Source organism: Segatella copri, assembly GCF_019249655.2.
In the GTDB taxonomy this organism is placed as follows: domain Bacteria; phylum Bacteroidota; class Bacteroidia; order Bacteroidales; family Bacteroidaceae; genus Prevotella.
In genome coordinates this window covers 2860852-2874998 of the sequence record NZ_CP137557.1, presented here as the reverse complement: position 1 = coordinate 2874998, position 14147 = coordinate 2860852, and the positions used below count along the sequence as shown (strand labels likewise).

The following is a 14147-nucleotide window of genomic DNA, read 5'->3' as shown; positions in this document are numbered from 1 at the left end:
AGATTTTTCTTTGCTGCTTTTTCTTTAGATGTGACGCAGATTTTTGACCTGTTCGGTCTGGGATGACGCAGATTTCGCAGATGACGCAGATTTTTGACCTGCTCGGTCTGGGATGAAGAAAATTATCCGTGACGCAAGAATGTTCCGTTAACTCTGCGTAATCCGATGAAGAAAATTTAAAAATCATGAGTGTACAAAATGAAACGATGCAACATCTGATTGCATTCAATGAGTTCCGAGGGGGCAACAAGGGCAGCGCATGCTGCCAGCCGCTCTCGGAGTATGACAAGACCATCTCGCTGCCTTGGCTGCACGAGATGGTGCTGCAGATTCGTGGCGAGAAGTCCATTCGCAGCGTGGACAGGGCTGATGAGGCCAAGATTGCCAAGGCGCAACAGAGAATCAAGGGGCAGTTGCCTTTCCGTTGTGCGCATTACTATCGTTTTCTGAAGAATCGAAGGGCGCAGGATAATGCTGATCCTACGGCTTTCCTCTTTCAGACTACCGTGGATGTGGATGAAGCTGAGTATGTGGATCAGGCGATTGAGCGTGCGAGGGTGCTGAACTGCAGCGACACCATCTGGAAGGGGATGCTGCTGCATCTGGAGTATTCCGCCAGAAAGAAACTGCATATCGATATCCGCATGCCGGTGGGGATGACCATCGAGGAGACGCAGCGTGCGTATTGCGAGGCGCTGGGTGTGCCTTATGATGAGAGCTGCATATCGCCCGAGAGAATGATTTACATCACGGATAAGGATTCCGAGATTTACCGTTCGAAGGAGTGGTATGGGGTGCTGCCCGCAGAGGAGATTTCATTGAGAAGAGAGGCTTTCGTGAAGAGGGGGCTGACGATTGACGGAAGAGGTGTGGCAGTTAATAGTTTAAAGTTAAAAGTTAATAGCCTTCAGAAAGTTAATAATTTAGAGTTAAAAGTTAATAGTAATCATAAAGTTCAAAGTTCAAATCTCAAAGTTCAAAGTAAAGACAATGTTCAAAGTAATCGATTTCAGGGCACTAACGGCGATAACGCTGTTTATGCTGGCACTGCTGCTCAGCCTGCCCAACCTGTTGATAGCCATCGTGTTGATGATTCTCATCTCAGCCCTGCTGGAGATGCTCAAGATGTTGGCGGAGTGGCAACCCAAGAAGCAAGTGAGAAGAATCTCATAGCTTTCGAACTCTTCAAGGAGGCTGCGGGATTGAGCGGGATGGATATCGATACCGTGGGGTCCAGACATTCCTCTCTGCTTGCTATTATGAGCGCAGGAGCATCTAGAGTAATGAGCGAGGAGGAGCTGATGAAGGTGGTGGCGAAGAAGATGCCTAGCTATTATGAGGAGCGAGACTGCCACCAGCTGATTCATGACTTCTATGCGAAATATGGAGACAGTTCGAAGCCTTTTTCGCGTGATGTAATCCGCATCAATGCCACGGCAGAGAAGGCTGCCAGCGGCTTGGTTGGGGGTACTATTATGGGGGATGCTGGGTACAGCTTGCTTGCCGGGGATTGCAAATCCCCGGGGCGCCTGGCGGGCTTTAATTCCGATGTTCAAAGTGAAGACGATGAATACCCAGCTCCGCCACCCATGCCCGAGAAGCTGCCCAAGCTGGTAGAACTCCTGGTATCCAAGACTCCGGATATCTACAAGCCTGCCGTGGCTTGCGCCATCTTTCCGCCACTCGCCACGCATCTCTGGCGAACACGCTTCAGATATATTGATAACGTGGAGCATGAAGCAACACTTTCCGTGTGCCTGCTTGCCGGTACCGGTGCCGGAAAATCGTGCGTGCAGATGCCCATCAATTATATCATGGAGGATATCCGTAAGCGTGATAAGGAAAACATGCGCCGTGAAAAGGAATGGAAGGATGAAATGGTGCGAAAAGGTGCCAACAAGGACAAGCGCAAACGTCCGGAAAACCTTATCATCCAGGAGATTGATGCCGATATGACCAATCCGGCTTTCGTGATGCGTACCGCCGAGGCGCAGGAGCATTTTCTCTATACTTCCATGAACGAGCTCGACCAGTTTGACGCCCTCAGGGGAATGGGAAACCAGCAGTTTCGCATCATGTGCCTCGCCTTTGACCCAGGAAATACCTTTGGTCAGCAGCGTGTTGGTGTTCAGAGTGTTACGGAAAGAGTTACCATCCGGTTCAACTGGAATGCGTCTTCCACCATCGACAAGGGACAGCGCTATTTCTCGAAGGTGCTGATAGACGGACCGCTGAGCCGCATCAATTTCTGCACCATCCCCGAACGGGAGATAGGCGAGGACATTCCTGTTTACGGCACCTACGACGAGGCTTATCGCACGGCTTTGAAGCCTTACATCGAGAACCTCTGCATGGCCACTGGACTTGTAGATTGTCCGGAAGCCTTCCAGCTTGCCACGGTGCTGAAGAACGAGAATGCCGAGTTTGCCCGCACCTCCCAGAACCGCATCTACGAGAATTTCAGTTTTCGTGCCAACGTGATAGCCTATCTCAAGGCATGCGTGCTCTATGTGGCGAATGGTTTCAAGTGGGAGCCTGAGATTGATGACTTTATCCGCTGGAGCGAGCGTTACGACCTGTGGTGCAAGATGCGTTTCTTTGGTGATATGATTGCGAAGGAAATGAACAGTGCCGAGAGAAGTTCGAAGCGTGGACCGGAGAATCTGCTGCAGCTTTTGCCCGATGTGTTCACCCTGTCGCAGTTGGAGGCTCTCCGATTGGAACATGGATTGGAGCAGAAGGGCACCAAGGGCATCATCCGCCAGTGGGTTCACCGACAGTATATCGAGCGAATCAAGCCGCAGGGCGAGGATGGGCGTGACAGTTACAGTTGTGACAGTTTTAGAAAGCTTAAGTATAGACACGATTTATAGTTTACAATTTATAGTTTATAGTTTATAGTTCTTTTTTATGGAAATCATTTTGAAGCGTATTGCCAGGAAGGATGCCTATACCATTGGGCATCTGTATATCCTGAAGGATGGGGAGGTGACGAGAAAGGTGAATTGTGCCATGATGAACCCGCATCTGAAGCGTTGGTTCACAAGCACCTTCGACCCCGGGTTGCTGAACGGGGAGTCCTGTTTTTGTGATACCCTGGAGCCTACTTGGCGCAATCTTCTGGGGGTGGAGCTGAAGCCCGAAGAGGAGAATGTGCGATTGGGGCGTGTGTCGGGTAAGAAGGCGCAGAAGATGAAGGGCGCCACGGCGATTCCCGAGGGCACTTACCCCGTGCTGGTTACCAAGTCGCCGAGATTTAAGGAGTGGTTACCCTATGTGCAGGGCGTGCCCGGTTTCGAGGGCATCCGGATTCATGTGGGTAATGAGCCGAAGGATACGCAGGGGTGTATTCTGGTGGGTGAGAACAAGGTGAAGGGAATGGTTGTGAATTCCCGCATCTGGCTGCATCGCCTGATGCAGCGCATTTCGGAAGCGAAGGAGCGGGATGAGGCCATCTGGCTTACCATTGTATAATCGAAAAAGTGGAGGGTGTGTCAAAAGTCCAAGACACACCCTCCTCAACTTTTTCTTAGAACAGCTTGGCGAATGCCTCGGCTGTCTTGCCGGTATATACCTTCATTTCGGTGACTGGCTGGTAGCTGAAGTCCTTGAAGCTCAAAAGCTGGGCGGCAACAAACTGGCCATCCTGCGAGATGCATGCCTCCAGCTTTATGTTGCCCATACCTACGGCAGAAACGGGAAACTTGCTGATGGCTGCCTCCATGTTCTCAGGGGCAGAAGAGAGGATGTTCTCCAGTTTTCTGCCATCCTCTATGGGGTACTCCTGTTCCTTCACCTTGAGCACGCTGTTGGTTGGCTTGTAAACAAGTTTCATAGTCCAACCCATGAAGCCTTTCTTTACCTCGATGTCGTTGAGTGCCATCAAATTCTCTGTCATTTCCAAATGATTTATCTTTGCCATAATAATGTTTCCTTTTCTAAATATAATTGTTTTGTATATATATAATTGAACTGTTTTTTCTTGATAATCAGGGGATTCTGTTAATCCTGCTGATTTAGGATAGGGGTGTGCAAATCCTTATCGCATACCAGAGGGATATACGATATATATGCTCATCAATAAAATGAAAAAAGGAAACTAGCAGAGGAGACGCCGCAGGCAAATGACATAATATTTGCTGGCGACATCAAAGTGGATAGGGGCACTCTCCTGGCGGACAGGCTCCATGCCACCATAAAAGGCGGATAAAAGGGTGGATAATAAACGGATTCTATGTAAGAGCAATCTACTTGCTGCCTGATTGCCACCATGAATATTGCCACTCGGCAATAATCGCTGAGGACGCTCGCTGCATGCCCTGTAGGCCTGTGAAGAGGCATTCTCCAACTGGGCTTCCTGCTGCTGGTCGTGGTGCTCTACCTTCGCCAAGCCGTCCTTCTTCGGGAGGGCTCCGGAAGCAAAATTAGAAGCAGCCGATACATCGCCATGACCTATTAAGACCATGGATACAATCAAAAGAATGTATCGCACCAGCTGCTTCATCATTACCTAAATCTAAATTTTATTCAAAACCTAAATTATGATTTTGAAAACCCACTTTTTTATATAATTTTTAATAACTTCTTGCGATGATGACACGGGCTACGGCTGGCTTGCCGCTAACCATATCTACACCAGGAGTCTGCTCGTAAGCGAATGGCACGCAACGGATAGTTGCCTGTGTCTCCTCCTTGATCTTTGCCTCTGTCTCGGCTGTACCGTCCCAGTGGCAGAGGAAGAAACCGCCATCCTTCACGCGCTCCTTGAACTCCTCGTAGTTGTCGCACTCGTATACGTGAGCATCACGGTAAGCACGGGCTTTCTCGAAGATGTTCTCCTGAATCTCGTCGAGCAGGTTCTTCACGCGATCTACGATGCCATCGAAGCTGACGTTCTCCTTCTCCAATGTATCACGACGCATAATCTCGATGGTGTTGTTCTCCAAGTCGCGGCCACCCATGGCGAGACGCACTGGAACACCCTTCAGCTCATAGTCGGCAAACTTGAAGCCAGGACGCTTAGCGGTGTTGTCATCATACTTCACGCTGATGCCCAGCTCGCGGAGCTGGTCGATAACCGGCTGCAACTTGGCTGTGATCTGAGCCAACTGCTCGTCGCCCTTGTTGATAGGAATGATAACCACCTGGATTGGAGCCAGCTTTGGAGGCAATACCAGTCCGTTGTCATCGCTGTGAACCATGATGAGGGCACCCATCAATCGGGTAGAAACACCCCATGAAGTAGCCCAAACGTACTCAGGCTTGTTCTCCTTGTTCAGATAGGTTACGTCGAAGCTCTTGGCGAAGTTCTGGCCCAGGAAGTGGGATGTACCACTCTGCAGTGCCTTTCCATCCTGCATCATAGCCTCGATGGTATAAGTGTTCAGGGCACCGGCGAAGCGTTCAGTCTCGCTCTTCACACCCTGCAATACAGGCACGCCCATATACTTCTCGGCGAACTCAGCGTAAACCTTCAGCATCTCCTGAGCCTTTGCCTCAGCCTCTTCCTTGGTGGCGTGGGCTGTATGGCCCTCCTGCCAGAGGAACTCTGAAGTGCGGAGGAACGGACGGGTACGCATCTCCCAACGCATTACGTTGCACCACTGGTTGCAGAGGATAGGGAGGTCGCGCCAGGAATGAATCCAGTTCTTGTAGGTGTTCCAGATGATGGTCTCGGAAGTAGGGCGGATGATGAGCTCCTCATCGAGCTTTGCATTCGGATCAACCTCCACCTCGGTGCCATCCTCTGTAGAGCGCAGGCGATAGTGTGTAACCACGGCACACTCCTTGGCGAAACCAGCCACGTGCTCAGCCTCACGAGAGAAGAAGCTCTTCGGGATGAGGAGAGGGAAGTATGCGTTCTGTACACCAGTCTGCTTAAACATCTTGTCGAGCTGCTGCTGCATCTTCTCCCAGATAGCGTAGCCGTATGGTTTGATGATCATACATCCGCGAACTGGCGAGAGCTCTGCGAGGTCAGCCTTCACAACCAAGTCGTTGTACCACTGACTGTAGTTATCAGCGCGCTTGGTCAAATTCTTAAGTTCTTTAGCCATATTCCTATTTATATTTCTTTTTTTTTATATTTTCACTTTATATATAATAATGTATAGCGCCCTGGGCGGAGAAGGAGAAACCTTGATGGAAGGGTCGTCCTGAGTCTCCCGAAATTGGCATTTAGGGGATTTCCTACATGGAAATAGGCATTTTCCCTGCCTCAATTCGGCAAATACATGTAAATTTGCATGCAAAATTACAAAAAAAATATTAGAAACCTATCATTTTTGGGGAAAAATAAGTATCTTTGCACCAAAAAATAGGTTTATTGAACAATTATAACATAATTATAGGAGAATTTTAAAATGAAAAAGATGAATTTAACTGCAGCAGCGCTCTCTATGCTGCTTGTTCTTGGTAGTTGTGGAACCAATCAGCAGACAGGTACTGCCGTTGGTGCCGGTTCTGGTGCTGCTTTGGGTGCTCTCGTTGGCGGTTTGCTGAACAATAGCCATCGTGGAACAGGTGCTGCAGTGGGTGCTGCCATCGGCGCTGCCGTGGGTGGTACTGCGGGTAACTTGATTGGAAAGCACATGGATAAGGTAAAGGCAGAGGCTGCGGCTGTGAAGAATGCACAGGTATCCACAGTGACTGATGCCAACGGACTGACTGCCGTAAAGGTGACCTTCGATTCTGGTATCCTCTTCCCATTGAACGGTTCTACTCTCAACGCCAATGCCAAGAACGATTTGGCTAAGTTTGCTCAGGTGTTGAAGAACAACAGCGACTGTGAGGTTGCTATCCAGGGTTATACTGATGCTACAGGTTCTGATGCCGTAAACGTTCCTCTGAGTGAGAATCGTGCCAAGGCGGTATACAACTATCTTTCTTCTTGCGGCGTATCTGCAAGTCAGGTAAAGAGCGTACAGGGTCTGGGTTCTTCTAACCCAGTGGTTGCTACCAAGGCTGCATGTGCCCAGAACCGCCGTGTAGAGGTTTATCTCTATGCTAGCCAGGCAATGGTTAACGCTGCCAACAACGGTACTTTGAAGTAAGAATCTTTCTTTGCTTCGAAGTTAGGAAAGAAGTAATAAATCGACTTTAAAATTTTTTGTTTTTCAATCTATGGTATTGAAAAAAGTTAGAAATATAATCAAATGGGTGGTGGTGCTGTTTTTCAGCACCACCATTCTTGCTGTAGTAGCCTATCGTTTCATCCCGGTGTATCTCACTCCGCTGATGATTATCCGCTGCTTTCAACAAGTGGCTGATGGCGAGAGTATTACGCTGCATCATCATTGGGTTTCGATGGAGAAAATCTCGCCCCACATGCCTGTGGCGGTGATGGCGAGCGAGGATGCCCGTTTTCTGAAGCATCATGGTTTCGACTTTGATGCCATTGAGCATGCGGCGAAGAACAATGCCCGTGGCGGCAAGGTGCACGGTGCCAGCACCATCAGTCAGCAGACGGCGAAGAACGTGTTCCTCTGGCCGGGCCGTTCGTGGACGCGCAAGGGATTCGAGGTATATTTCACCTTCCTCATCGAACTGATGTGGAGCAAGCAGCGCATCATGGAGGTTTATCTCAACAGCATCGAGATGGGTCCCGGAATCTATGGTGTGGATGCCGTGGCGGAGTATCATTTCGACAAGAAGGCGCAGGATCTGTTTCGTGGCGAATGTGCCCTGATAGCGGCCACGCTGCCTAATCCCCGCAAGTTCAGCTCCCTGCATCCTAGCGCCTACATGAAGAAGCGCCAGCGCCAGATAGAGCATCAGATGAAGTTCATCCCTTCCTTCCCTCGCGAAGGCGAGGATTACGACCCGGGTACTGCCGTGGGAGGATATAGGGGGAAGTGATTGATAATTAATAATTCAAGTTTCGCAAGTAACCTCCGGTCCCCGAAGGGGGCCAACTTTCAATAACCGCTGGTGGAATGACCGAAGGTCATGGAACCTGCGGACAACCAATAGTAGGGAGAAAGCGTCCCCAAAGGGGGCGAACCGCATCCAGTCTTGCTCCTGTTCGCCCCCTTCGGGGACGGTAAGAGAGCATCTGTCACTATCCGCAGGTTCCATTCCCTTCGGTCATTCCACCCGCGGTTATTCACATTCGCCCCCTTCGGGGACGGAAGGATGCTACTTGCGAAACTTCAGTTAATAATTAATAATTGATAAGGGGTGACCTTAAAATGGATTTTAGTCTCAAATATTGATTCATGGATTTACTGAAAGACTTGAACGAAGCGCAGCAACAGGCTGTGAGTTATATAGATGGACCTTCGCTGGTGATAGCCGGTGCAGGTTCCGGAAAGACGCGTGTGCTTACTTATAAGATTGCCTATCTGCTGCAGCAGGGTATGAAGCCCTGGAGCATTATGGCACTCACCTTTACCAACAAGGCAGCCCGCGAGATGAAGGAGCGTATCGGAAAACTGGTGGGCAACGACCTGGCTCAGCATCTCTACATGGGCACCTTCCACAGCATCTTCTCCCGCATCCTGCGTGCCGAGGCGGAGCATATCGGATTCAACAGCAATTTTACCATCTATGATGAATCCGACTCCCGTTCGCTCATCAAGGCGATTGTGAAGGAGAAGGGGCTGGACGAGAAAACCTACAAGCCCGCTGCCGTGCACGCCAAGATTTCGAAGGCGAAGAACAACCTGATGAGTGCTGAGGCATACGATGCCGATGCCGACATCTTTATGCAGAACAAGCGCAGCAACATGGAGAAGATGGGTGAGGTGTACAGGGAGTATGTGCAGCGATGCAAGCAGGCGAACGCCATGGATTTCGACGACCTGCTGGTGCTTACCTTCCAGCTTTTCAGAGACCATGAGGAGGTGAGACGCAAGTATGCCGAGAGGTTTGACTTTATCCTGGTGGATGAGTATCAGGATACCAACCATGTGCAGATGTCGATCGTGATGCAGCTGTGCAGGGAGAAGTTGCGCGTGTGTGCCGTGGGCGATGACTCGCAGAGCATCTACAGTTTCCGTGGTGCCAACATCGACAATATCCTCAACTTCCAGCATCAGTTGCCGGGTACCCGTCTCTTCAAGCTGGAGCAGAACTACCGCAGTACGCAGACCATCGTGGAGGCGGCAAACAGTCTGATTCGCCGCAACCGCAACCAGATTCCCAAGGAGGTGTTCAGCCGGAATGCCGAGGGCGAGAAGATACAGTATAAGCCAGCCTACAGCGACAAGGAGGAGGCGCTGATTGTGGCGAAGGACATCAAGCGCATCAAGCGACAGGACGATTGCGGCTATGATGATTTCGCCATTCTCTACCGCACCAATGCCCAGAGCCGAAGCTTCGAGGAGGAGTTCAGAAAGCAGGGTATTCCTTACCGCATCTATGGCGGACTGAGCTTCTACCAGCGCAAGGAAATCAAGGATATCATCGCTTATTTCCGACTCGTGGCAAATCCTGACGATGAGGAGGCGATTAAGCGAATCATCAATTATCCGGCGCGCGGCATCGGTGCTACCACGGTGGCAAAAGTGGCTGCCTGCGCCCACGAGAACCAGGTGAGCATCTGGGAGGTGATAGGCGAGGCGGCGCATTACGGGCTGAACGTGAACAAGGGTACCTTGACAAAGCTGGAGAATTTCCGACTGCTGATCAGTTCGTTCATCGACCGTTCGCATACGCTTGATGTGTATGCCCTGGGCGATGCCATCATCAAGGAGGCGAGAATCAGCGAGGATATCATGCAGGGCAAGGATGCCGACGACCTGGCAAGACAGGAGAACCTGGAGGAGTTCCTGAGCGGTATGCAGACCTTTGTGGCTGAGCGCCAGGAGGAGGGCAGGATGGATGAGACTTTCCTGACGGATTTCCTGCAGGATGTGGCGTTGCTGACGGATGCCGACAGTGACGGCGAGAAGGATGAGCCGAGGGTTTCGCTGATGACGGTTCATGCGGCGAAGGGTCTGGAATTTGCCACGGTTTTCGTGGTGGGTTTGGAGGAGAACATTTTCCCGAGTCCGATTGCGGCTACCACGATGAGGGAGCTGGAGGAGGAGCGCCGCCTGCTGTATGTGGCGATAACCCGTGCCGAGAAGCATTGCATCCTGACGAATGCGCAAAATCGGTTCAGATATGGCAAAATGGAGTTTGACAATCCGAGCCGATTTATAGAAGAGATTGATCCTGAGTTGATTGAGGAAGAGGGAATGAAGTCGAGATCATCATTTGGTGGCTATGGAAGAAGAAGTTCCTATGGTTCAGATAGAAGTTCCTATGGTTCAGATAGGAGTTCCGGCAGAGATTCTTATGGTTCAGATGGCGGTTATGGCGGAAGAATGCCGTGGGATTCTAAGTCTGTGTCATCGCAGTTTAAGGCAGATCCGAAGCCATCCTATACATCGCCGAAGCCAAAGCCAACTGCATCATCTGCATCATTCTCTTCATCATTAAAGCCTGCATCTGCTGCATCATCCTCTTCTTCATTGAAGCCTGCATCATCATCTTCTTCTTCTCTTCGAGAAGGATGCAAGATAGAGCATCAGCGTTTCGGCATAGGTGAAGTTTTGAAGCTTGAAGGCTCTGGCGAGAATGCCAAGGCAACGGTGGCATTCACCCATGCCGGCACCAAGCAGCTTCTGCTGAAGTTTGCAAAATATACGATTATCGAATAGAAGCCTATGAGGGTGTGTCATCAATCCATGCCACACCCCTGTGGGCTTTCCTTTTATCCCTCTACCTTAAAATACCTTAATATTTTTATGCTTTCTTTGCATTTCTTATCTTTTTTCCTTAAATTTGTACTGATTTTTAAGAACATGAATTTTAATTTAATCATATTTAGGAACAATGAAAACAAAACACTTGAAAATCAGGCTGTTCTCATCCTTGATCGTGATGGGAAGCCTCTTGGTAACCGGTTGTTCTGATAGCGACTATGATTTCAACAACATAGATGCTACCATTGGAATCGGAGGAGATGGGTTGGAATTGCCAGTCAGCAATACCGATAACATCAAACTATCTGAAGTGCTCGACCTGGAGGAAAACGGCTCCGTGGTGGCTGATGCCTCTACCGGATTCGACTATGTATTCCGCCAGCAGGGAAATGAGGTGGAGGCGGCTCATCCTTTTATCAACAGCATCACGGTGGCACGCCGACAGTCAAGCTCCAGCAATATCACGCTTTCGTTCAACTCTTCGGCTCGAAATTCAAGAGCATCAAGAGCTGCAGTCATGCTCCATGGCGAGGGCGACGTGTTTGAATTCTCTTACGAGGGTAACAAGCCTCAGGAGGTGGAAGAACTGACTGCTGCCGAGGTGAGCAGCACCATCAACCTGAAGGTTGACTTCCAGAACCTGGCTAACATGGTAGAGAAATTCGACAAGATTACCCTTACCTTCCCATCCTATATGAAACTTGCCGTGGATGGAAAGCCGGTTGAGGGCAATACCATCACATTAAATAATGTGTTTACTTCGGAAGATCTGGAGAAGAAGATTGACATCGTGGGACTCGATTTCACCAAGAAGGATGAACTGGGCGAACTGAAAATCGCAAAGACTTCACTTGGCGAGAAAATTCAGCTCACCGGTAAGGTTCACATGGCGGTGGAAACCAGCAACTACTCTTTTTCATCCGGTATCTCATCCGTTTCCATGAAGAACAATCTCTCGATGAGCGATATCAAGATTACCGGCGCTACGGGTAAGTTTAACCCAACCATCAACCTGAATACCCTGGGCAATGTTCACATCTCGGGCATTCCAGACTTCCTGAAGGATGGCAACGTGGTGGTGGATCTCTATAATCCGCAAATCTATCTCACACTCAACAGCAACCTCGATATCGAGGGCTTTGCGGGCGGTACGCTCAAAAGTCTGAAGGATGGCAGGGAAATCGCCAGCGTTGAGGTGCCTGAGTTTGCCGTCAAGGCGAATGGCACTACCCATGTGGTAATCTGCCGAAATGCTGCGGCAACGGAAGCTGGCAGCGACGTGGAGAAAGTGGAGGTTCCAAATCTTTCTAATCTCGTGAAGATCATGCCTGATGAGATTACCTTCCAGGCAAACGCCAGAGCCAACAACCAGAAGGCGGGTACCTTTAAGTTGGGCTATCATGACTACGAGGTGGCTCCATCTTACAGTATCGATTCGCCTATCGCCTTTGCCGAGGATGCCTGCATTGAATATTCCGATGATTTGGACGGATGGAACGACGATATCAAGGATTTGAACATGGCGGATGGTGCCTATGTCCAGTTGTCTGCCCAGGTAACCAGTTGTGTGCCAGCTTATCTCAACGTGAAGGCAACCCCTGTGGATGTGTACGGAAGAGAGATCAGCAAGGACGAGCTGGAGGTGGAGATTACGGGCGAAATCAAGGCTTCTGCCGATGGCACGACCCCAGCTACATCGCCTCTCAGCGTGAAGATTCTGCAGAAGAAAGCAGATGCCTTCAAGAAGCTCGACGGCTTGAAGGTGGTGGTTTCGGGCAAGGCCAAGGGCGAGGGCGGAAATGCCGTTACGGGCGTGGTGCTCAATGCCGAGAAGCATACCTTGAAGTTGAACGACATCAAGATTAAACTGGTAGGAAAGGTGATTGGTGATTTTAATTAAATCGAGAAATCTCTTTCGAAGATGATTTTAATTGAATAACAGTTAAGTAGATGATTATGAAGATTTTATCAAAGAAATATATCCTCTCGGCATCCCTGCTGGTGCTGAGTGGCGCAGCGATGGCGCAGAACTTGAACTCTGCCTATTTCACTGAGGGCTATCACTATCGCCACAACCTGAATCCTGCCTTTGGCGATTCATGCAGTTTCATCTCTATCCCGGCTTTGGGAAACATCAGCGTGAATACCCGTGGTAACTTCGGCTATCAGGACGTGGTGATGAAGAATCCGATGTACGGACAGCCGGGACAGAAGCGAATGACCACCTTCATGAACCCTTACATCTCTACGGGCGATGCGCTGAAGGGTTTCAGCAAGGGCGATAATAAGATTGTGGGCGACGTGAACCTCACCATCCTTGCCGCTGGCTTCAAGGCTTTTGGCGGATACAACACCATCGAACTGAGCGAGAAGACCAGCTTCGGCATGGTGCTTCCTTACGAGCTCTTTGAGTTTGCCAAGAACACGGGCAACCAGAATTACAACATCGGCGACGTGAGTCTGCGTGCCCGTTCATACGCTGAGCTGGCGCTGGGCCATTCCCATCAGATTAACGAAAAACTGAGAGTGGGTGCCAAGTTGAAGTTCCTGCTGGGTGTGGGCGCTGCCGACGTGGATTTGAAGAATGTGCAGGCTAATCTGGCGGGCACAGACCAGTGGACGCTTTCGGGTGAGGGAACCGCACAGGTTTCCGTGAAGGGCTTTACTTACAAGAGCAAGGTTTCGGAGTATAACGACCCTAGCCACGTTTCGCCAGACGGCAAACAGGGCAAGTATGAGCATGTGGACGATGTGGACGTGGATGGATTCGGACTGAACGGATTCGGCATGGCACTGGATCTGGGTGCTGAATATAAGATTAACGACGACTGGAGGGTGAGTGCTGCCGTGATGGACCTGGGTTTCATCAACTGGAGCAACAACATGAAGGCGGTGAATGCCAAGAACCAGTTTGTTTTCAACGGTTTCCATGATACCACTGTGGGCAGCGGTTCGGGCGGAACCCTGGATGACAAGATGGACAGTTACGGCGACCAGCTTTCTGATTTCGCCAATCTGAAGGATATGGGCGATGCCGGAAGCCGTTCTACGGCGTTGGCTGCTACCATCAACCTGGGTGCTGAATACACCCTGCCTATGTATAAGAAACTGTCGTTCGGTGCCCTGAGCAGTACCCGTCTGAACGGTTCCTACACCTGGACCGAGGGTAGAGTGAGTGCCAACTGGAAGCCTCTGAGATGGCTGGATGGCGGCGTGAACTTCGCCGTGAACAGTTTTTCAACCAGCATGGGTTGGGTGCTGAACATCCATCCTAGCGGCTATAACCTCTTCATCGGCATGGATCATCTTCTGGGCAAGACCAGCAAGGAGTTCATCCCTCTGAGTTCCAACGCCAGCATCGCCATCGGCATGAACGTGGCGTGGGGTGGCGTAAGCCAGAAGAAACTGGAGAAGGAATCGAAGAAAAAGGCTGTGGCCGAGTTGTAATACGAAAGC

Annotated in this window: 10 protein-coding genes; 7 read left to right on the top strand and 3 right to left on the bottom strand. The window is 50.2% G+C overall.

From position 1 onward, the window contains the following. Positions 1-185 precede the first annotated feature (185 nt). Entirely contained in the window at positions 186-2873 is a 2688-nt protein-coding gene (locus KUA49_RS11820; RefSeq protein WP_256624903.1) for a hypothetical protein, read from the top strand. A 37-nt stretch (positions 2874-2910) separates the two neighbouring features. Next, on the top strand, positions 2911-3474 hold the full coding sequence (locus KUA49_RS11815) for a DUF5675 family protein (RefSeq protein ID WP_217765050.1): 564 nt from the start codon (positions 2911-2913) through the stop codon (positions 3472-3474). 55 nt (positions 3475-3529) lie between these two features. Here KUA49_RS11815 and KUA49_RS11810 read toward each other — a convergent pair whose 3' ends face one another. The 3 genes from KUA49_RS11810 to proS all read right to left on the bottom strand — a co-directional run bounded on the left by KUA49_RS11810 (position 3530) and on the right by proS (position 6056). Further along, positions 3530-3922 (bottom strand): hypothetical protein, encoded by a 393-nt coding sequence (locus KUA49_RS11810; RefSeq protein ID WP_218413278.1) that lies wholly within the window; start codon positions 3920-3922, stop codon positions 3530-3532. 177 nt (positions 3923-4099) lie between these two features. Beyond that, positions 4100-4507, bottom strand: a complete 408-nt coding sequence (locus KUA49_RS11805; protein ID WP_218413279.1) for a hypothetical protein — start codon at positions 4505-4507, stop codon at positions 4100-4102. A gap of 67 nt (positions 4508-4574) precedes the next feature. Continuing rightward, a complete protein-coding gene (proS, locus tag KUA49_RS11800; protein ID WP_217765048.1) occupies positions 4575-6056 on the bottom strand; it encodes a proline--tRNA ligase in 1482 nt (493 codons plus the stop codon). Between the two features lie 306 nt (positions 6057-6362). Between proS and KUA49_RS11795 the strand changes: the two genes are divergently transcribed. The 5 genes from KUA49_RS11795 to KUA49_RS11775 all read left to right on the top strand — a co-directional run bounded on the left by KUA49_RS11795 (position 6363) and on the right by KUA49_RS11775 (position 14138). Then, complete coding sequence (locus KUA49_RS11795; protein ID WP_218413280.1) at positions 6363-7052, top strand: OmpA family protein; 690 nt, start codon at positions 6363-6365, stop codon at positions 7050-7052. 70 nt (positions 7053-7122) lie between these two features. Continuing rightward, entirely contained in the window at positions 7123-7857 is a 735-nt protein-coding gene (mtgA, locus tag KUA49_RS11790) for a monofunctional biosynthetic peptidoglycan transglycosylase (protein WP_203051301.1), read from the top strand. A gap of 359 nt (positions 7858-8216) precedes the next feature. Continuing rightward, the gene (locus KUA49_RS11785; RefSeq protein ID WP_218413281.1) at positions 8217-10646 is read left to right on the top strand and encodes an ATP-dependent helicase; all 2430 of its coding nucleotides are present in this window, start codon (positions 8217-8219) and stop codon (positions 10644-10646) included. A gap of 175 nt (positions 10647-10821) precedes the next feature. Continuing rightward, positions 10822-12591: a hypothetical protein gene (locus KUA49_RS11780; protein ID WP_218413282.1), complete on the top strand. Its 1770-nt coding sequence runs from the start codon at positions 10822-10824 to the stop codon at positions 12589-12591. 56 nt (positions 12592-12647) lie between these two features. Next, positions 12648-14138 (top strand): DUF5723 family protein, encoded by a 1491-nt coding sequence (locus KUA49_RS11775; protein ID WP_218413283.1) that lies wholly within the window; start codon positions 12648-12650, stop codon positions 14136-14138. Positions 14139-14147 lie beyond the last annotated feature (9 nt).